This window comes from Allobranchiibius sp. CTAmp26 (assembly GCF_017565405.1).
Classification (GTDB): Bacteria; Actinomycetota; Actinomycetes; order Actinomycetales; family Dermatophilaceae; genus Allobranchiibius.
This window is the reverse complement of record NZ_JAGEKR010000016.1, coordinates 215174-234270: the sequence shown is the minus strand read 5'-3', so window position 1 is coordinate 234270 and position 19097 is coordinate 215174. Positions and strand designations below refer to the sequence as shown.

16 protein-coding genes are annotated in these 19097 nt (G+C 70.0%); 2 read left to right on the top strand and 14 right to left on the bottom strand.

The features are described 5' to 3' along the window. Positions 1-17 precede the first annotated feature (17 nt). The 9 genes from J4030_RS12615 to J4030_RS12575 all read right to left on the bottom strand — a co-directional run bounded on the left by J4030_RS12615 (position 18) and on the right by J4030_RS12575 (position 12246). Positions 18-1910, bottom strand: coding sequence for an exonuclease domain-containing protein (locus J4030_RS12615; RefSeq protein ID WP_208049571.1), 1893 nt, complete (start codon positions 1908-1910; stop codon positions 18-20). Positions 1911-2115: 205 nt separating this feature from the next. Further along, positions 2116-3135, bottom strand: a complete 1020-nt coding sequence (gene ilvC, locus J4030_RS12610; protein ID WP_208049642.1) for a ketol-acid reductoisomerase — start codon at positions 3133-3135, stop codon at positions 2116-2118. 59 nt (positions 3136-3194) lie between these two features. Further along, positions 3195-3707: an acetolactate synthase small subunit gene (gene ilvN / locus J4030_RS12605; RefSeq protein ID WP_208049570.1), complete on the bottom strand. Its 513-nt coding sequence runs from the start codon at positions 3705-3707 to the stop codon at positions 3195-3197. After that, positions 3707-5545, bottom strand: coding sequence for an acetolactate synthase large subunit (locus J4030_RS12600; RefSeq protein ID WP_208049569.1), 1839 nt, complete (start codon positions 5543-5545; stop codon positions 3707-3709). Before J4030_RS12600 ends, ilvN begins: the two co-directional genes overlap by 1 nt. 270 nt (positions 5546-5815) lie before the next feature. Continuing rightward, positions 5816-6469: an NAD(P)H-binding protein gene (locus J4030_RS12595; protein WP_208049568.1), complete on the bottom strand. Its 654-nt coding sequence runs from the start codon at positions 6467-6469 to the stop codon at positions 5816-5818. Positions 6470-6511: 42 nt separating this feature from the next. Continuing rightward, positions 6512-8074, bottom strand: coding sequence for a hypothetical protein (locus tag J4030_RS12590; protein ID WP_208049567.1), 1563 nt, complete (start codon positions 8072-8074; stop codon positions 6512-6514). Beyond that, a complete protein-coding gene (locus J4030_RS12585) occupies positions 8059-8817 on the bottom strand; it encodes an ABC transporter ATP-binding protein (protein WP_208049566.1) in 759 nt (252 codons plus the stop codon). Before J4030_RS12585 ends, J4030_RS12590 begins: the two co-directional genes overlap by 16 nt. Positions 8818-8889: 72 nt before the next feature. Beyond that, complete coding sequence (ilvD, locus tag J4030_RS12580; RefSeq protein ID WP_208049565.1) at positions 8890-10590, bottom strand: dihydroxy-acid dehydratase; 1701 nt, start codon at positions 10588-10590, stop codon at positions 8890-8892. A gap of 81 nt (positions 10591-10671) precedes the next feature. Next, complete coding sequence (locus tag J4030_RS12575) at positions 10672-12246, bottom strand: MFS transporter (protein ID WP_208049564.1); 1575 nt, start codon at positions 12244-12246, stop codon at positions 10672-10674. Positions 12247-12328: 82 nt separating this feature from the next. On the opposite strand from J4030_RS12575, the gene J4030_RS12570 reads away from it, so the two are divergent. Continuing rightward, positions 12329-12934 carry a TetR/AcrR family transcriptional regulator gene (locus J4030_RS12570; protein ID WP_208049563.1) on the top strand — a complete coding sequence of 202 codons (606 nt, stop codon included), beginning with the start codon at positions 12329-12331 and terminating at the stop codon, positions 12932-12934. On the opposite strand, the gene J4030_RS12565 is transcribed toward J4030_RS12570, so the two are convergent. After that, on the bottom strand, positions 12924-13556 hold the full coding sequence (locus J4030_RS12565; protein WP_208049562.1) for a TMEM175 family protein: 633 nt from the start codon (positions 13554-13556) through the stop codon (positions 12924-12926). The two genes, J4030_RS12570 and J4030_RS12565, sit on opposite strands and share 11 nt — an antisense overlap. A 166-nt stretch (positions 13557-13722) precedes the next feature. Between J4030_RS12565 and J4030_RS12560 the strand changes: the two genes are divergently transcribed. Next, positions 13723-15312, top strand: coding sequence for a threonine/serine exporter family protein (locus J4030_RS12560; RefSeq protein ID WP_208049561.1), 1590 nt, complete (start codon positions 13723-13725; stop codon positions 15310-15312). Here the strand turns inward: J4030_RS12560 and J4030_RS12555 are convergent. The 4 genes from J4030_RS12555 to J4030_RS12540 are packed head-to-tail and all read right to left on the bottom strand — an operon-like array spanning position 15280 to position 19075. Then, positions 15280-15804, bottom strand: a complete 525-nt coding sequence (locus tag J4030_RS12555) for a histidine phosphatase family protein (protein ID WP_208049560.1) — start codon at positions 15802-15804, stop codon at positions 15280-15282. The two genes, J4030_RS12560 and J4030_RS12555, sit on opposite strands and share 33 nt — an antisense overlap. Positions 15805-15817: 13 nt before the next feature. Continuing rightward, the gene (locus J4030_RS12550) at positions 15818-16867 is read right to left on the bottom strand and encodes a hypothetical protein (protein ID WP_208049559.1); all 1050 of its coding nucleotides are present in this window, start codon (positions 16865-16867) and stop codon (positions 15818-15820) included. 4 nt (positions 16868-16871) lie between these two features. After that, positions 16872-17801, bottom strand: coding sequence for a 2-hydroxyacid dehydrogenase (locus J4030_RS12545; protein WP_208049558.1), 930 nt, complete (start codon positions 17799-17801; stop codon positions 16872-16874). Continuing rightward, the gene (locus J4030_RS12540; RefSeq protein WP_208049557.1) at positions 17801-19075 is read right to left on the bottom strand and encodes a cytochrome P450; all 1275 of its coding nucleotides are present in this window, start codon (positions 19073-19075) and stop codon (positions 17801-17803) included. Before J4030_RS12540 ends, J4030_RS12545 begins: the two co-directional genes overlap by 1 nt. Positions 19076-19097: the final 22 nt, after the last annotated feature.

Here is a 19097-nt window from a genome sequence, read left to right as displayed (position 1 = left end):
ACGACGAAGCCCGCGGGTCAGCCTTCGACCTCGACCCCGTACTGCCGCGCGAGCTCCGCCAATGTTCGCTCGTATCCCTGACCGATAGAACGGAACCGCCACACGTCGCCGCGGAGGTAGAAGTCGGCCAATAGCAGCGACGTCTCCGACGTCGCTGCATCGATCGTCGTCGATGCGATGGGTTCTCCGAGGCTCGAACGCAGCGTGAGCTCAAGCGCGCCGACGTCGCCGAACGAACAATCGCCATCGAGCGACGCGGCAATTCGGATGCACCGAGGTTCAGGCAACAGTCGTGGGTCGACCTCAGCGGTGACCTCGCCGCTGATGTCCAAGCCCAGCGCAAGGGCACCTGACGGGTGCTTGGACTGGTTGTAGAAGACGAAGTCTTCGTCGGACCCCACAGCGGCCCTCTCATCGAGTACGAACCCGACGATGTCCACTTCGCCGCGCAGCAGATTCGAATCCCACTCGACCGTGAGCGCGAACTGCTTACCTCCCGGGAGGTCGATGACACCACCCCGCGGCAGCTGGACGCCACCGTGCACCGCCGCGCTCTCGCTCGCTGGCGTCTGCTCCGTGACCGCAAGCGGTCTGGCAGGTTCTTCGACGACGAATGATTCGCCACGAAGCATGCACGCGCCCATCTCGCGGGCACGCGCCAGCCGCGGGTCCTGATCGGCTCGACCCAACATCACGACGTGAGAAATGGACGCAGTCAGCCTTACCGCCGGCTGCGCCCCGAGCGCCATGACCCGCCGCCGAACGCGCAGACACTGCTCATGCGAGCCACCGAGCACCAGGACGCGGTCTCCGGGACCGATCACATTGCGCCCAGTGACCCCGCCGTCGCCGACAGCGTGCTCCGGCGTATCGGGACCAGGGACCGGCGTGGCTCGCGAGCTCTGCTCAGAACGCACTCGGCGTTCCACCGTCGCCTCGATACCCGTGGGATCGATATCTGTCCGGCCGAGAGCACGCATGAGGGGGGTCCCCGGACGGACTGAACCAAGCATTCGCCGGAAGTCCGGCTCCGATATCAGCGGTATGCCGAGACGCACGGCCTGGGCGAACTTCCTCGTCGATGACTGATCGGAGTTGCAGATCACCACGCTCGTCCGCGAGCTGACCGAATTCATCACGTCAAGTCCGGCAGCGGTGGCGTCCCGCATCAATTCCGAGCGATCGACCGCAGTCGGTCCCGTGACGACCACCTTCATGCCCTGGACCAGCTGTCGACCAAGCTGCCACTCTCCGGGCCACAACCACGGGCACTTCTCTGCCCGGGGTGCCGGCGTCGGATACAGAGACCCCACCGGGATTCGGCTGTCGATCGTGAGGGGAAGGTCGAGGCCCATCTGATAGGCCATGACGAGTTCGAGCCGCAGCACCTCCACCAGCACCCGGACGTCGTCGACAGCGTCGTGTGCGCGGTGCTGGGACACTCCCCAGTAGTTTGCAAGTGTTCCGAGCGTGAGGTTGGGGACGTTGAGATTGAGTCGTCGGGTCAACGCCATAGTGCAGAGCCGGCGTTCGATGGCGACATCGTGTCGCCCCCTTCCGAACTCCGCTTGCAGGAACGACCAGTCGAATTTTGCGTTGTGGGCAACGAGGACCCGCCCGTACAAGAGGTCGGACAGGGGCCCCGCGACGGCTCCAAACTGTGGTGCGCCGCGTAGATCAGCCGCCGTCAGACCGTGGACGTGTGTCGGACCAGGATCGCGCCCGGGGTCGACCAGAGTCGACCAGGACTCACCGATGGCGCCGTCCGCGCCCATCTGTGTGACCGCGATCTGCACCACTCGGTCCGTCGCGGAAGCGAGACCGGTCGTCTCCACGTCAACGACGGCGTAATCGTGTGGATAACAGGTCGAGACCTGGGACCCCAACGGACCAACTGCGTCGAGAATCATCGAATCTCCCCCACCTGCAACACCTTTGCCTCACCAGCAGCGAACCGACCACAACCTAACCCGCCGAACCACGTCGCGAACGCCCTTCGCCCAGCCGAGATGTCGGTTTCGGAGGGTGCGGACGCCCGATCACCCTCCGAAAGTGACATCTCGTACGACGAAGGCCGCCACCCTGCCCGGGTGGCGGCCTTCGGTGCGACGGGTGTCAGCGCGAGGCGGAACCCTCGACGTAGTCCGAGTCGGAGTCCTTGATCCAGCTCATCAGCCCGCGCAGCTGCTTGCCGGTCGCCTCGATCGGGTGCTCGGCGCCCTGCTTGCGCAGCCGGTTGAACTCCGGCGCACCGGCGTCCTGGTCGTCGATGAAGCGCTGGGCGAACTTGCCGTTCACGATGTCGGCGAGCACGGCCTGCATGTTCTCCTTCACGTGCGGGTCGATCACGCGGGGGCCGGAGACGTAGTCGCCGAACTCGGCGGTGTCCGAGATGGACCAGCGCTGCTTGGCGATGCCGCCCTCGATCATCAGGTCGACGATGAGCTTCAGCTCGTGCAGGCACTCGAAGTAGGCGATCTCGGGCTGGTATCCGGCCTCGGTGAGCACCTCGAAGCCGTACATCACCAGTTGCGACGCACCGCCGCACAGCACCGCCTGCTCACCGAAGAGGTCGGTCTCGGTCTCCTCGGTGAACGTCGTCCTGATCCCGCCGGCGCGCAGGCCGCCGATGGCCTTGGCGTAGGACGTCGCGAGGTCCCAGGCCTTTCCGGAGGCGTCGACCTCGACCGCCACGAGCACCGGCACACCGCGCCCGTCGGCGTACTCACGGCGTACGAGGTGACCCGGGCCCTTGGGCGCGACCATCGCGACGTCGACGCCCTCGGGGGGCACGATGTAGTCGAAGCGGATGTTGAAGCCGTGGCTGAAGAAGAGGGCGTTGCCCGGCTTCAGGTGCGGTGCGATCTCCTCGGCGTACAGCCCGCGCTGCACCTGGTCCGGCGCGAGCAGCATGACCACGTCGGAGTGCTGCACGGCCTCGGCGACGGTCATCACCTGCAGGCCCTCGTTCTCGGCCTTCTCCCGGGACGAGGAACCCTCTCGCAGACCGACGACGACCTGGACGCCGGAGTCGCGCAGGTTGAGGGCGTGGGCGTGCCCCTGGCTGCCGTAGCCGATGACGGCCACCTTGCGGCCCTGGATCACCGACAGGTCGGCGTCGTCGTCGTAGAACATCTCAGCAGGCACGGTGTGGATCTCCTTGGTAGATCGGATTCGTTGAATAGGAAAGTGATTCAGGCCGAACGGCGACTGCGGTCGGTGATCGACCGGCTCCCCCGACCGATGGCGACCAGCCCGGACTGCACCAGCTCGCGCACGCCGTACGGCTCGAGGACGTCCAGCAGCGCGATCAACTTCTCGGGAGTGCCGGTCGCCTCGATGACGATGGAGTCCACGGACACGTCCACCACGTTGCATCGGAACAGCTCGGTGATCTGCACGATCTCCACCCGGCTCGCCGCGTCGCAGCGCACCTTGATCAGCACGATCTCGCGCTGCACCGAGTGACCGGCCTCCAGCTCGACGACCTTCAGCACCTCGATGAGCTTGTTGAGCTGCTTGGTGACCTGCTCCAGCGCGACCGGGTCGACGTCGACCACGATCGTCATCCGGGACACCGTGTCGTGCTCGGTGGGCCCGACGGCCAGGGAGTCGATGTTGAAGCCGCGGCGCGAGATCAGCCCCGCGATGCGCGCGAGCACACCGGGGCTGTTCTCCACCAGGACCGAGAGCGTGTGCCGCGCCATCAGGCGTCTCCTGCCTCGTCGTCGCGATCCCACACGGGCGTCATCGCTCGAGCAGTCGTCACCATGTCGTTGCTGACGCCGGCCGGCACCATCGGCCACACCATTGCGTCACGCTCCACCACGAAGTCGATGACGACGGGAACGTCGTTGATCTCCAACGCCTTCCGGATCGTGTCGTCGACGTCCTCGGCGCGTTCGCATCGCAAGCCCACGCAGCCGTACGCGTCCGCGAGCTTCACGAAGTCCGGCACCCGCGAGCCCACCGAGGTGTTCAGGTCGGTGTTGGAGTAACGCTCGTTGTAGAACAGCGTCTGCCACTGGCGCACCATGCCGAGGCTGGAGTTGTTGATGATCGCGACCTTGATCGGGATGTTGTTGATGACGCAGGTCGCGAGCTCCTGGTTGGTCATCTGGAAGCACCCGTCGCCGTCGATCGCCCACACGGTGCGGTCGGGTTCGCCGACCTTCGCGCCCATGGCGGCCGGGACGGCGTACCCCATCGTGCCGAGTCCCCCGGAGTTGATCCAGGAGTTGGGCCGCTCGTACTTCACGAACTGGGCGGCCCACATCTGGTGCTGGCCGACCCCGGCGGCGTAGACGGCGTCGGGGCCGGTGAGGGCGCCGATCCGCTCGATGACGTACTGCGGCGGGATCGCCGTCGCACCCTCCTCGGGCGAATACCCCAGCGGGAAGGTCTGCGCCCACCCGGTGCTCCGAGTGCGCCAGGCGTCGTAGTCACCCTGGCGCCCCGCCTCGTGGTCCGCGCGCACGAGCGCCATCAACTCGTTGATGACCTCCTTGCAGTCGCCGACGATCGGCACGTCGGCGATCCGGTTCTTGGAGATCTCGGCCGGGTCGATGTCGGCGTGCACCACCTTCGCCTCGGGCGCGAATGTCGAGATCTCACCGGTCACCCGGTCGTCGAACCGAGTACCCAACGCAAGGAGCAGATCCGACTTCTGCAGCGCGGTCACCGCGGCGACCGAGCCGTGCATCCCCGGCATACCGAGGTGCAGCGGGTGACTGTCCGGGAACGCGCCACGGGCCATCAGGGTGGTGACGACCGGGATGCCGGTCAGCTCCACGAACTGCTGTAGTTCGGCGCTGGCCTCGGCACGGATCACTCCGCCGCCCACGTAGAGCACCGGTCGCTTGGCCGCCAGCATCAGGTCGGCGGCGGCCCGGATCTGCTTGCTGTGCGGCCGGGTGACCGGCCGGTACCCGGGCAGGTCGAACGCTGGCGGCCAGGAGAAGTCGGTCCGCCCGGTCAGCGCGTCCTTGCTGATGTCGACCAGCACCGGTCCGGGGCGGCCGGTCGAGGCGATGTGGAAGGCCTCCGCCAACGCCCGGGAGATGTCTGCCGCGTCGGTGACCAGGTAGTTGTGCTTGGTGATGGGCATCGTGATGCCGCGGATGTCGGCCTCCTGGAAGGCGTCCGTGCCGATCACGCGCGACGCGACCTGACCGGTGACCACGACGATCGGCACGGAGTCCATGTAGGCGTCGGCGATCGCGGTGACCAGGTTGGTGGCGCCCGGCCCGCTGGTCGCCATGCAGACGCCGACCCGGCCGGTCGCGGCGGCGTACCCCTGGGCGGCGTGACCCGCGCCCTGCTCGTGGCGGACCAGGATGTGGCGCACCTTCGTGGAGTCCATCAGCGGGTCGTACGCCGGCAGGATCGCGCCGCCCGGGATGCCGAATACCGTGTCCACCTCGAGGGATTCGAGGGAGAGAACGAGGCTCTCCGCACCGGTCACCTCGCGCGGCGGCGTCGCGGCGCGAGCGCCGGCGGGAGGTGCGGGCACCGGGGTGGACGGCTTGTGCGTCACGTTGGTCATCGTTGTCCTCGCGTTCGGTCCTGACCCTGCTGGAACATGGCATGAAAAAGGCCCCCAGCCTTCGCAGGCATTGAGGGCTGGCACGCTCACCGACGGTGTGTCAGCGGGCGTGCCTCACAAGTACGAGAATTCGGGCCACAGCCACAGTCTGCAACCGGACCGGACCACCGTCAACAATGTGAGACCGGCGTCTCATCATTCGAGAACTGCACCCGATTGTCAGCGGATTACTGGCGCCGGCACCAGGGATCCGCTGACAACCGCGGGGGGTCACAGCGCCTCGAGGGCCTCCCCGATCGGGGTCGGTCCGTTGTTGAACTCGATGATCCGGCTGTACGACGTCGGAAGCTCCACGACGCCGGCGATGACGGCTGCCACATCGGCGCGGTCGACCGAACCGCCCTTCACAGAACCGTCGTTGATCTCGATGCGGCTGGTCGGCTGGTCGTCGGTCAGCGAGCTCGGTCCGAGGATCGTCCAGTCGAGGCCCGTCCCGCGCAGGTACTCGTCGGCGGCAGCCTTCGCCTCGGCGTACGCGAAGAACGAGTTGTCGTGCGGCACACCGTGATCGGGACCCGCTCCGAAATAGGACACCATCACGTAGCGGGTCGCACCAGCTGAGACCGTGGCGTTCATGCTGCGGATCGCGGCATCGCGGTCGACCGCGTACGTGCGTGCTTCGCTCCCGCCGCCGGCACCCGCGGTCCAGACCACCGCGTCGACCCCGTGCAGGAGCTCGGCCATCGCCGGGACGTCGGTGGTCTCCAGGTCGGTGACCACCGGCGTGGCGCCGGTCGCGACGACATCGGGCACGTGGTCCTCGTTGCGGAAGATCGACCGGACGTCGTGGCCCGCGCCGACGAGGAGTCGGGACAGCGTGAGTGCGACCTTGCCGTGGCCGCCGAAGATGGCGATGGAAGTCATGCGACCACTGTGCCGCATGCACTCCCTCCCCTCGAGAGCGGTTCAGCCGAACGTGCGCAGCTTGCCGAGCATCTCGGGTGCGCCCCGGTCCAGGATCCGGCCGCCCCACCAGATCCCGACCACGAGCCCGCCGGCGCCCCACAGCGCTCCCGCCGTGAGGACCAGGCACTGGAGGAGGGTCGAGTGCCCGGCAAGGACCGCGCCGACGATCACCGGTGCGACCAGGAACACCGGCACGCCGAACATCACGAGCGCGGTGAGGCACCCCCGCGCACCGCCTCCGGCGCTGCCGGCGAACGGATTCGGTCCTCGGCGCGCAGCGGTCCCCGGATCCATCGCTCCCAGGGCGGCCCCCATGCCGAGGGCGATCAGCAGCGCACTGAGCAACGGCCCGCTCACCGCCAACCAGGCGGTCCGTGTCCCGAACGCGACCTGCACGATCGACACCAGGACATCGAAGGCCAGGACACTCACCCCGATCGCGAGCACCCGCCCGGCGCGGTCGACCCAGCCGGGGACGCCGGCAGCCACCTGCAGCCACCACGCCGTGCCGTCGTAGGCCAGGTCGTTCGCCATCAGCACGCCTGCCATCGAGGCCGACAGGACCAGCGGGACCAGTCCGGACGGACCATCCTGATGGCCAGGACCGAAGAGCGCGGGCACTGCCGGGATGAGGGATACGGCGACGAGGGTGACCGCCTGCATGGTGAGCCGCGGATCGCGACGCCAGCCGAGCAGTCGTCGGCGGGCGATCGCGGCCAGCGGGCCGGACCGTCCCGACCGGGCCCGCGACGCGTGGACCGTCCCCACCTGCCTCGGAGCGGTGGTCGTCAGTTCGACGTCGAGCACCCGCTCCCACAGCACCGCCAGCACGACCAGCAACGCGACGGCGAGCGCGAGGTGCACCGCCGCACCGGCGTACGCGCCGCGCGCGACCTCCCACGGGACCGCCCAAGCCCACCCGAACGGGGTCCACCCCGCGATGCCTGCTGCTGGCCGGACAGCGGAGGCCTCCAGGCTCGAATGGCCGCGCTGGAGGACTTGGTCGAGCATCAACGGCACCAGGTAGACCACGGGCAGCACCAAGGTCACGAGGAACCGCGCACGCCGTCGCCACATCGAGCGGGCGATCAGGGAGGTGACCACCCGCGACAGCACCACACAGGTGGCGGCACCGAGGAGGCCCGCGACGATCGCCGCGAGCGTCGCGGGCACGGATCTGCTCCAGACCGCGATCTGATCGAGGGCGAACACCGCGGTGACCGCGCCGGGTATGCCGACGAACGCCGCCAGCGTCAGCCCGGGGATGAGGCGTCGGGCACCGAGCGGAAGCAGCGAGAACGCGGCGGTGTCCAGCGAGCTGTCGACTCCGGCCATCATCAGCGGAGTGACCATCCAGAGCATGGTCACCGTGGCCAGCGCCGCGACGGCACCGGATGCGTCCGCCACGGACCCGCTGCGCAGGCCCGCGGTGGCCAGGATCGACCCGAGGCACACCATCGCCCCGGCCACGAGGCCGAACACGAAGCTGATGAGCCGGGACGTGTCCCTTCCGAGCGACCGGCGCAGGATCGTCAGTTTGAGCCGGATCAGGACTGCAGCCACTGCAACCCGCTTCCGAGCTCGTTCGTGCCCACCCCCGCCAACTGCAGGAACCGCTCGTGCAGGCTCATGCCGCCTCGTACGTCCGCCGTGCGCCCCGCCGCGAGAGGTCGGCCGCGGACGATGACCGCGACGTGATCGCAGACCGCTTCGACCAGCTCCATCACGTGGCTGGACATCACCACGGTGCCCCCGCCCGCGACGTACCGCGAGAGGACGCTGCGCATGGTCTGCGCCGAGACCGGGTCGACGGACTCGAACGGCTCGTCCAGGATCAGGACCCGCGGCGCGTGCAGCATCGCGCAGGCGAGACCGATCTTCTTGGTCATGCCCGCCGAGAAGTCGGCGACGACCACGTTCGCGGCGTCCGCCAGACCGAGCACGTGGAGCAACTCGGTGGCGCGCTCGGCGATGACCGGGCCGGGCATCGAGCGCAACTCGCCGACGAACCGCAGCAGCTCCTGCGCGCTCAGACTGTCGAAGAGTCGCAGGCCGTCCGGCGCGACACCGAACAACGCCTTCGCCGCCACCGGATCGGCCCACACGTCACGGCCGAGCACCTCCACTCGTCCGGCGTCGGGGCGCAGCAGGCCGCTCGCCATGAGCATCGACGTGGTCTTGCCGGCGCCGTTCGGCCCCAGCACCCCGTAGACGGACCCGACCGGGATCTGCAGGGACAGCCGGTCCACCGCCACCCGGCCGCCGAAGGTCTTGAAGAGTCCGTCGAAGACGACCGCGTGCTGCACGAGCGCAGTCAACCAGGATCGACGCCCTACATAGGGTCAACCGCGCGGGAAGCTTCCCCGCGATCTCGGTGGTCAGTCGCAGACGGCGCCGTTGCTCGCCGAGCCGACCAGTCGCCGGTACTTGGCGAGCACGCCGCGGGTGTACTTGGACTCGGGGTGCGTGACGCCCGCCGTACGACGACGCGCCATCTCCTCCTCGTCGACCAGCAGGTCGAGGGTGCCGCCCGCCACGTCGAGGCGGATGGGGTCGCCGTCGTGCACGAACGCGATCGGCCCCTCGTCGACCGCCTCGGGCGCGACGTGACCGACGCACAGGCCGGTGGTGCCCCCCGAGAAACGCCCGTCGGTCAGCAGCAGCACGTCCTTGCCCAGCCCGGCGCCTTTGATGGCGCCGGTGACCGCGAGCATCTCGCGCATCCCCGGGCCGCCCTTGGGGCCCTCGTACCGGATGACGACGACGTCCTTGGGCTTGAGCGAGCCCTCGGAGACGGCGTCCATCGCGGCACGCTCCCCGTCGAAGACCCTTGCGGTGCCTTCGAATACGTCGCTGTCGAAGCCGGCGGACTTCACGACCGCGCCCTCGGGCGCGAGCGAACCCTTGAGGATCGTGATACCGCCGGTGCGGTGGATCGGCTCGTTCATCGCGCGGATCACCTTGCCGTCGATGTCCGGCGGCGGCACGTCCGCGAGGTTCTCCGCCATCGTCCGACCGGTGACGGTCATGCAGTCGCCGTTCATGAGCCCGGCGTCCAGCAGCGCGCGCATGACCACGGGCACTCCGCCGACCCTGTCGATGTCGGTCATCACGTAGCTGCCGAACGGCTTGACGTCCGCCAGGTGCGGCACCCGGGAGCCGATCCGCTGGAAGTCGTCGATCGACAGGTCGACGTCGGCCTCGTGGGCAATCGCGAGCAGGTGCAGCACCGCGTTGGTCGATCCGCCGAACGCCATCACCACGGCGATCGCGTTCTCGAACGCCTCTTTGGTCATGATGTCCCGTGCCGTGATGCCCTGGCGCAGCATCTCCACGACGGCCTCACCGGACTTGCGGGCGAACCCGTCACGGCGGCGGTCGGTCGCGGGCGGCGCGGCGCTGCCGGGCAGCGACATGCCGATGGCCTCGGCGACCGACGCCATGGTGTTGGCGGTGTACATGCCGCCGCAGGCACCCTCGCCCGGACAGATGGCGCGTTCGATGGTGTCGACGTCCGCTCGGCTCATCAGCCCGGCGGCACAGGCACCGACGGCCTCGAAGGCGTCGATGATCGTGACCTGCTTCTCGGTGCCGTCCGACAGCTTGGCGATGCCCGGCAGGATCGACCCGGCATACAGGAAGACACTGGCCAGATCGAGGCGCGCGGCGGCCATCAGCATGCCGGGCAACGACTTGTCGCATCCCGCGAGCAGCACTGTGCCGTCGAGGCGTTCGGCGCTGACGACCGTCTCGACCGAGTCGGCGATGATCTCGCGGCTGACCAGGGAGAAGTGCATCCCTTCGTGGCCCATCGAGATGCCGTCGGAGACGCTGATCGTGCCGAACTCCAGCGGGTAGCCACCGGCCGCGTGCACGCCCTCCTTGGACGCGGTCGCGAGCCGGTCGAGCGAGAGGTTGCAGGGGGTGATTTCGTTCCAGGAGCTCGCCACGCCGATCTGGGGCTTGGCCCAGTCCTCGTCGCCCATCCCGACCGCGCGCAGCATGCCGCGGGATGCGGTCTTCTCCAGACCGTCGGTGACGTCGCGGCTGCGGGGCTTCAGATCAGGGGTCCCAGACATGTCCGGCAGCCTATTCCCGCATGGCAGACCGGTGCCCCGGGGTCCACGGGACGGGCGTGGGCTCCGGGGCACGGCGTGCGCTCAGGACGTGACGGGCTCCAGTCGGGGGATCTCGGGCTCGACGACCGACGTCGCGGCCCGTCCCGGGAGGGCCCAGGCCGTCAGCGCGGCTCCCACCAGCGCGACGAGCGCCGCGACGAGGAAGCCGTGGGTCATGGCGCTCGTGAACGCCTGGTCGGCAGCCTGGGTGACCGACGCGGCGTAGGGACCCGAGTGCGTCGCCGTCGCATCCGCGGCTGCGACCGACCCGCGCGCAGGCTGGACGATCGTGGCCGGCAGGTGCACGGCAGCGGCCGTGAAGTTCGAGCGGTACGCCGCCGTCACCAGGCTCCCGATGACCGCGACGCCGAGACTTCCACCGAGCTCCTGCACGGTGTCGTTCACGGCGCTCCCGACGCCCCGCTCACGCTCGGGCAGCACGCTCATGATCGATTCGCCCGCGGGCGCCAGGGCCAGGCCCATGCCGGTGCCCATGAGGGCGACACCCACCGAGATGTGCACGACGCCGGTGGTCGGGGTGACGTCGTACAACGCCAGCAGGCCGGCGCCCATGAACACCAGTCCGGCGGGGATGACCACCCGGGCACCGACCCGCGCAGCCAGTGGGCTGCTCAGTGGCGCTGCCACCAGGACGGCCGCCGCGAAGGGCAGCGCGCGCAGACCGGCGGACAACGGGCTGTACCCATGCACCAGCTGGAGGTACTGGGTGAGGCCGAAGAGCGAGCCGAACAGCGCGAAGAAGATCAGACCCACGGAGACGGCCGCGGCGGAGAACGCCCGGTTGGCGAAGATCCGTACGTCGATCAGGGGGTGGGCGGTGGTCAGCTCCCGGGCGATGAAGGCCGCGAACAAGGCAGCGGCCGCAGCACCCTCACCCAGGGTGAGGGCGGAGGTCCATCCCCGGTCGCCGGCCTCGATGACCGCGTCGATCAGAGCGAGCATTCCGAGCGCCGACAACCCGGCGCCCAGGACGTCGAGGCGGGGACGGCGTCCGTCCGCGGACGCCGAGGGCGGCATCGCCGGTACGACGGTCGTGACGGCGCCGAGCGCGACGACGACCAGCGGCACGTTGATCCAGAAGACCGAGCTCCAGGAGAAGTGCTCGAGCAGAAATCCGCCGAGCGTCGGCCCGACCACGATCGCGATGCCGGCCACACCGGACCAGGCCGCGATGGCTCCGGCACGTTCCTTGGCCGGGAAGACACTGGTGAGGATGGACAGCGTGGCGGGCATCACGAAGGCGCCGCCGACGCCCATCACCGCACGGCAGGCGATCAGCGCCTCGGGACTGCCCGACAGCGCGGCGGCCACGGAACCCGCGCCGAAGATCGACAAACCGAGCAGGAGTGCGCCGCGCCGCCCGAACCGATCGCCGAGCGCGCCGGCCACGATCAGCAGAGCGGCGAAGGCCAGGGTGTATCCGTCGGTGATCCACTGCAGGTCGGTGCTGGTCGCGTGCAGCGCCCGGGCGAGGGACGGCAGTGCGGTGTTGAGGACGGTGTTGTCGACCACGACGATCAGCAACGACAGGCACATGACCGCGAGCACCTGGCGGCGTCGGGGATGGCCGGAGAAGGGGGTGGGCGTGACATCCATCGGTTGCTCCCGAATGAGTTAACGGCTGTTGCCTTACATCCGTAATCCTGCACCCTCACCTAACACTTGTAAAGTGATCGTCATGACGACGACGGAACGTCCACGGAATCCGCGCGGTCAGGGTGCCTCCCTCGGGCCCGAGATCGTGGCGGCCGCGGGCCGGATCCTCGACCGGGAGGGCCGGGAGGACGCGATCACCTTGCGCGCGGTCGCTCGGGAGGTCGGGATCTCCGCACCCTCGATCTACGCGCACTTCCCGGATCGGGACGCCATCGTGCTGGCCGTGATCGACGAATCCTTCACCCAGCTACGGCTTTTCGCGCAGCACGCCATCGACACCGGACCGCAGGATCCGGTCAGTCGCCTCCGCCGGGGATGCGCCGCGTATCTGGCGTACGCCGAGCAGTCACCGCATCGGTACCGGGTGCTCTTCGGGGGCGCCAAGACCATGACGGGTCCGCCCACGACCGGCGACAGCCCAGGCCTGCGCGCGTTCGCGATCCTCGTCGAGGGCATCCAGGCCTGTATCGACGCGGGCGCCTCCAGCAGCACGGACCCTGAGGGCGATGCGAGCGCGCTGTGGGCGGGGCTGCACGGGTGCGCGATGCTCATCGTCGACCAGCACGTGGCGGCGTGGGACGGAGTGCTGGAGCACCTGGTGACGGCGCTGGCACGCCTCACGGTCTGATGTCACGCTGCGGGGCCCACCGGCGGTAGAGCCGCAGCAGCGGGGATTCCGCCAGAAGCAGCAGCAAGGGGTAGTAGCTCGTAGCGGGGACGACGAGGGTGACCACCAGCGCCACCCCGAAGAGAAGCGCGCTCACCGCCGACGGCTCCACCTGCGGCAGACCCTCTCCGTCGGCCAGCCCCGGCCGCCGTCGGATGACGCCGGCGATCACGCCGATGATGGCCATGCTCACCGCGATGGTGCCGATGTAGAGGACCTTGACCGTCGCCTGATGACCCGCTTCGGCGACCAGGGCCGTCGGAAACGGCAGGAAGACGATGGTGAGTGTCCACACGACGAGCAACCACGACACCGCCCGGTCCGCGTCCTGCAGGTGCCGCACCGCTCGGTGCTGGGCGAACCAGAGCCGGGCGATCACCGCGAAGCTGAGCAGGAAGGACCAGATCTGCGCCTGGTGGACCCGCATGAGCGCCGCGACGGACTGGTTGTCGGTGACCCCGGAGGCCAGGTCCGCCAGGGGCAGGACGAGCAGCGTGATGGCGATCGCGACGATCGCGTCGATGAAGGTGAGCAGCCGCTCCAGGTCACGTCCGCGCTCCGCCTGCGACGCCCGGTGATCCACACCTGCAGAGTAGGCACACCGCCACGCTGACTCAGGTAGGTCCGAGAAGCACAGGCCGGCGTGTGTCTCTCGGGCGTACCTGCGCCACGGTGGCCACGCCGGAGGGACCTGTCCGGATGGCGCGACGGTGCGTCGTACCCACGGATCCACCCTGCACAATGCGCGGATGCGTTTCTCCCTCGCGCACCGCTTCGGCATGCCCTCCTGGAGCGGCGAAGACACTCCCGCGTCCGCCCGGCCCCCGCGCCCACTGACTCCTCGACCGGTGGTGAGCCGCGCCGTGGGTCAGGCCACGAGACGGGTACGCGCGGGTGGCCGGGTCGCACGGCAACCCACGGCGCAGCAGCGACGGGACGCGCGGGACCTGCTGCGCGGGTCGATCTACGACGGCGTGACCTTCCGGGTCACGCCCGCCAACCAGCACTACTCGGCCCGGGAGATCCTCAACTTCTGCCTCGACCTCGGCGAGCTCATGCTCACCGCCGGGGCCGACACGCGCAGCGTCGAGGTGGCCGTGGTCGCCGTGTGCTCGACGTGGAACCTGCTGCCGATGGAGATCGACCTGGCCTCGGAGTCGATCTACCTGATGTACACGCCCGCCGACGGGCAGCCGATCGTCACCATGCGGGTCATCCGGACCGAGACCTCCGACCTCGGCCGGGTGGACCGACTGCACCGGGTCGTCGAGCAGGTCGTGCTCGAGGGCACCGGCCTGGCAGAGGCGACGCGCTCGCTGAGCGGGGTCGCGCAGCTCCCTCCGCGATGGGGGCCGCAGGTGATGACCGTGGCGACCGCCGTACTCGCGGTGAGCGTGGCGCTGCAGTGCGGTGGTTCGCCGCGCGCTGCGCTCGCGGCGTTCCTGCTGGTGTGCGTCGTCACCGAGGTCTCCCTGCTGCTGTCCCGACGGGGACTTCCGGCGTTCTTCGCCGCCGGCGCGCAGGCCGCGATCGCGGGCGCGTTCGCGACGGTCGCGATCTACACCGAGCTGCTCACCGCCGGCGGCGCCGCGGCCAGCCTGGCCGCCTGCCTGGTGCTGCTCCTGCCGCATGCCTCGATCGTGACGTTCGGCCGCGATGCGATCACCGGTTTCAAGGCCACGGCCGCCTCGCGGTCGATCGGCATCGGCCTGGTCATCATGGGCATCCTCTTCGGCCTGCAGCTCGGGTTGTCCCTGACCCGCGAACTGCCCGTCCAGGTCGACCCGACCGACATCCGGCTGCATCCCCTGGGCCTCGGACTCGCGGCCCTCGCCTCGGCGATCGCGGCGAGCGCCAACTGCATCGCGCAGGGATCGGCGGCGCGCGTCATACCGGCCGCGGCGCTGGCCTGCGTGCTCGCGCAACTGGTCCTGCGCGGCTGTCTGCACGCCGGGCTGGGCAACACCGAGGCCACCTTCCTCGCGGCGACCGCGCTGGGTGCCGCGTGCACCTGGTGGGCCGCCCGACAGCACACCTCGGCCACCGTCTACGCGGTGCCGGCGTTCTGTGGCGCCCTGCTGCCCGCGCTCCCCGTCGCCGACTCGCTGCTCAACCTGGTGGCCCACACGCCGAACTCCGGCTGGCGCCTCGCGATCGCGGTGCTGTCCACCCTGTCGATCGGCGCCGGCCTCGTCATGGGCGGGCTGCTGGCCACCGGCGGCGCGCGACGGGTCGTCCGCTCGCGGGTGCGCTCGCTGGACACGGCGATCGAGCGACCGGAGCGGACGGTCGAGAGCCCCGTTCCGTCAGTCGGCGCGAGCGGTGTGTACGGCACGTAACTGCGCACCGCCGGAGGCGAGTTCGGCCCATTCGCCGTCGATGTCCAGCACGGCGACCGTGCACGTCGGGTACCCCTGCTCGAGTGCCGCGACCGCCTCCGAGTCGCCCTGACCGTCGGACAGGTCCGCGGCGAGCAGCGGTATGCCGGGCGCGTGCCCGACCATCGCCACCGTCTCGGTCTTGGGGTCGACCTCGCGCAGGACGTCCAGGAGCGCGGGCGGGTCCGCGTTGTAGACCCGCTGGTCGTGCTCGACGATGGCGCCGATGGCGGAGGCCTCGACCACGGCGGCCCAGGTCTCCCGGGTGCGCGTCGCGGTGGAGCAGCGGGTCTCCTGGGGCCGGATGTCGGCGTCCTTGAGCCAGCGTCCGAGCGCGGCGGCGTCCTGGCGTCCGCGCTCGGTGAGTGGGCGGTCGTGATCCGGGGTGTCGCCGTCGCCGCTGGCGGCCTGGGCGTGACGGATGAGGACGAGACGGTGGCGGGCGGTCGTCATGTCACCGAGCATGTCACTGTGCGGGATCCGGCGGCAGATCGCCCACCCGGCGGGCATTGGCGCCCGCCAGGAACGTGACCAGCAGGCCACCGAGGAGCCACCAGCCCAGCGTGCCCACCGGGCGCAGGGCGTGCGTGTGGTGGAAGTAGATGACGTCCCGCACCAGGTCCACGCCGGCCCCTCCGGGCAGCCACGGGACGACGGCGTGGGTGATCGCCGGCAACGAGGCGTCGGCCGCGGCGTAGGGCCCGCTGAACGTCGCGAGCATCAGGGCCGGGAGCACCGCGCCCGCGGGTCCGAAGACACCGATCGCCGCGAACGTGAGGACGGAGCTGACCGCCGCGACCAGGGCGCCCGCGAGCGCCAGGGGCAGCCACGGCGCGGTGATGGAGCGGGTCACCCACAGCAGCAGCCACGCTCCGAACGCGCCCGACCCGAGTGAGAACGCGATGGCGACGAGCACGGTCCGGCGCAATCGGGAGAAGCCGGCCCGGTTGCGGTGGAGCCAGACCCCGAGGGCGGTGGCGATGACGAAACCGCCGACCGACTGGCACAGCACCAGATATCCGCTCATCTGCCCGCCCGGATCGCCGGGCTGGGTCGGTGCCACGTCGCGGACAGCAGCGCTGCGTCCCTGGGCGGTGTCGTCCGCCCGCAGGATCGCCGTCGCGGCGGCTGCGTCGACCGACCCTGCCGCCGAGTCGGTGAGGATCGTGTCGGAGGGCTGGTTCGGGCTGAAGACCAGGACGGCCGACGCGTCGTTGCCGGCGAGCTCGCTCTCGGCGGCGGCACGGTCGGGGGCGACGAACGCGCGCAGCGGGTGTCCGTCGAGGGCGTTCAGGCGGTTGGCGATCCCGCCGGCCACGCCCCGGTCCGCACTGACCACGAGGACCTTCGGGCCGCGGCTGGCATGGTCGCCCGAGAGTCCGACGTACGCGACGGTCAGCAGCGCCTGGATCGCGAGCACGGCGACGGCCGCGGCGAGCAGGACGGCGGCGTACCAGAGGCCCCCGCGACCGGCCCGCTCCGCAAGGTGCTCGCCGGTCTCCCCCTCGTGCGCCATCGGGTCAGCCGGTGGCGACCACGTGGGACAGCGCTTCGCCCTTGCCGAACGCGCCGAGTTCGCGGCGCAGGAAGTCCAGGGCGCGCGGGACGAACGCCGTGGTGGCTCCCCCGACGTGGGGGGTCACGAGCATTCCGGGCGTCGTCCAGACCGGGTGCCCGTCCGGCAGGGGTTCCGGGTCGGTGACGTCGAGCGCGGCGGTGAGCCGACCGGCCGCGCACTCCCGGACGAGGGCGTCGGTGTCCACGACCCCGCCGCGCGCGACGTTGACGAGCAGCGCACCATCGGGCAGCGCGCGCAGGAAGTCCGCGTCGACCATCCGACGGGTCGCGTCGGACAGTGGCACCACGACGATGATCACGTCCTGGTGCGGCAGCAGGTCGGGCAGCTCATCGGTGCCGTGGATGCGGTCGACGAGTTCGTCGCCCGCGCGTGCCCGCGAGGCGACCGCGGTGAGCGAGACCTCGAACGGTTGCAGTCGACGGGCGATCGCACGGCCGATGGAGCCGTAGCCGAGGATCAGCACCCGCCGGTCGGCCAGCGAGCGCCGTCCGGTCATCGACGTCCAGGTGGCCTTCTCTGCCGCCCGGGTCGCCTCGGGAATCCCCCGCAACGACGCCAGCGCGAGTCCGACGGCCAACTCCGCCGTCGAGGTGTCGTGGATCCCTGCACCGTTCGCGAGCTGGACGCCTGCGGGCAGATAGGGCTGTGCGTGCTCGTACCCCGCCGTCACCAGCTGCACGGCCCGCAGCTGCGGACACTGCTGCAGGTGACCGAGCTGGCGCCGGCCGGCCCTCATGTACGGCGGCACGACCAGGGCGATGTCGTCGCGCGGGGGCACGTCCTCCATGTCCCAGGTGACGATCTCGATGCCGGGCACGTCGGTGAGCGCGTCGGCCCAGTCCTGTTGCGGCAGTGCGACGACCGGGTCCATCAGGCTCCCGCCGTCACGGGCAGCGAGCGCAGCCCTCGGATGGTGACACTGTTGCGCCGTTTCGGGGTCGCCGCGAGGTGCAACGTCGGCATCCGTTCGGCGAGCACCTGCAGCGCCACCTCGGCCTCCAGGCGCGCGAGCGGAGCGCCCACGCAGTAGTGCACACCTCCGGAGAACGCCAGGTGGTCGGAGTTGTCGGTGCGGGTGATGTCGAAGAAGTTCGGCCGGGCGAACCGCGCGGGGTCCCGGTTCGCCCCCGCCAGGATGCACAGCACGCGGTCACCGGCCGGCACGTCGTACCCACCGACCGTGGTGTCCTGCAACGCGACCCGGTCGGTGAACTGGATCGGCGGGTCGTACCGGAGGGTCTCCTCGACCACCCTGGGCGCGTACGCCGCGGGGTCGCCGACCAACAACTCCCACTGGTCGGGGTTGCGCATGAGGGCGAGGACGGCGTTGCCGATGAGGTTGACGGTCGTCTCGAAACCCGCGACGAGCAGCAGCGTGCACAGCGGCAGGATCTCCTCGGACCGGACCGCACCGCCCTCCTCGGCGACCAGCAGCGAGAGCATGTCGTCCCGCGGATCGGCGCGCCGCTCCTGCACCAGCCGCTCGAACATCCGGTCCAGGCCGAGCTTGGCCCCCAGCACCTGCTGCGCGTGCCGCAGCGAGTGCACCCCTTCCAGGGCACTGCCGAGGGCGGTCCCCCACCGCATGAAGAGCTCGTCGTCCGCCTCCGGCACGCCGATCAACTCGGAGATGATCCGGATCGGCAGCGGCCCCGCGAGCTGGTGCAGCAGGTCGAAGCGCGCGCCGGGCGTCACCGCGTCCAGCCGCTCGTGCACGATCTTCTCGATCGTCGTGCCGTACGCGGTGAGCCGCCGCGGAGTGAACGCGGGCGCGGCGACCCGGCGCAGACGGCTGTGCTCGGGCGGGTCCATCTCCAGCAGCGACATGCTGAACTCGACCTCGTCCTTGCCGACGATGGTGCGGCCGCCGACTCCGAACTCGCGGCTCTTCAGGATGTGCTTGCACACGTCATGGCTGGCGCTGAGGTGCACGTTTGCCTCGCGCGGCGACGGCGACAGCGGCGCGAGGTCGCGCACCTGGTCGAAGTACGGGTACGGGTTGAGCCGACCCGGCCAGGTGATGGCCCGCGCGACGGGTGCGCGCAGCACCCGCGCGCCGTACTCGGTCCTCGCCTTGTTGACGTAGACGTCCTTGATGAACGAGCGGGCCATGCCCAACTGCGTGATCAGACCGGGTCGTTCCATGAAGTCCGCCTCTCGTGGTGGG

Coding starts and splice junctions, on each gene's coding strand:
- J4030_RS12540 (WP_208049557.1), bottom strand. CDS start 19,075: ATGGAACGACCCGGTCTGATCACGCAGTTGGGCATGGCCCGCTCGTTC.
- ilvC (WP_208049642.1), bottom strand. CDS start 3,135: ATGTTCTACGACGACGACGCCGACCTGTCGGTGATCCAGGGCCGCAAG.
- J4030_RS12570 (WP_208049563.1), top strand. CDS start 12,329: ATGACGACGACGGAACGTCCACGGAATCCGCGCGGTCAGGGTGCCTCC.
- J4030_RS12555 (WP_208049560.1), bottom strand. CDS start 15,804: ATGACGACCGCCCGCCACCGTCTCGTCCTCATCCGTCACGCCCAGGCC.
- ilvD (WP_208049565.1), bottom strand. CDS start 10,590: ATGTCTGGGACCCCTGATCTGAAGCCCCGCAGCCGCGACGTCACCGAC.
- J4030_RS12575 (WP_208049564.1), bottom strand. CDS start 12,246: ATGGATGTCACGCCCACCCCCTTCTCCGGCCATCCCCGACGCCGCCAG.
- ilvN (WP_208049570.1), bottom strand. CDS start 3,707: ATGGCGCGGCACACGCTCTCGGTCCTGGTGGAGAACAGCCCCGGTGTG.
- J4030_RS12560 (WP_208049561.1), top strand. CDS start 13,723: ATGCGTTTCTCCCTCGCGCACCGCTTCGGCATGCCCTCCTGGAGCGGC.
- J4030_RS12615 (WP_208049571.1), bottom strand. CDS start 1,910: ATGATTCTCGACGCAGTTGGTCCGTTGGGGTCCCAGGTCTCGACCTGT.
- J4030_RS12545 (WP_208049558.1), bottom strand. CDS start 17,801: ATGGACCCGGTCGTCGCACTGCCGCAACAGGACTGGGCCGACGCGCTC.
- J4030_RS12595 (WP_208049568.1), bottom strand. CDS start 6,469: ATGACTTCCATCGCCATCTTCGGCGGCCACGGCAAGGTCGCACTCACG.
- J4030_RS12550 (WP_208049559.1), bottom strand. CDS start 16,867: ATGGCGCACGAGGGGGAGACCGGCGAGCACCTTGCGGAGCGGGCCGGT.
- J4030_RS12600 (WP_208049569.1), bottom strand. CDS start 5,545: ATGACCAACGTGACGCACAAGCCGTCCACCCCGGTGCCCGCACCTCCC.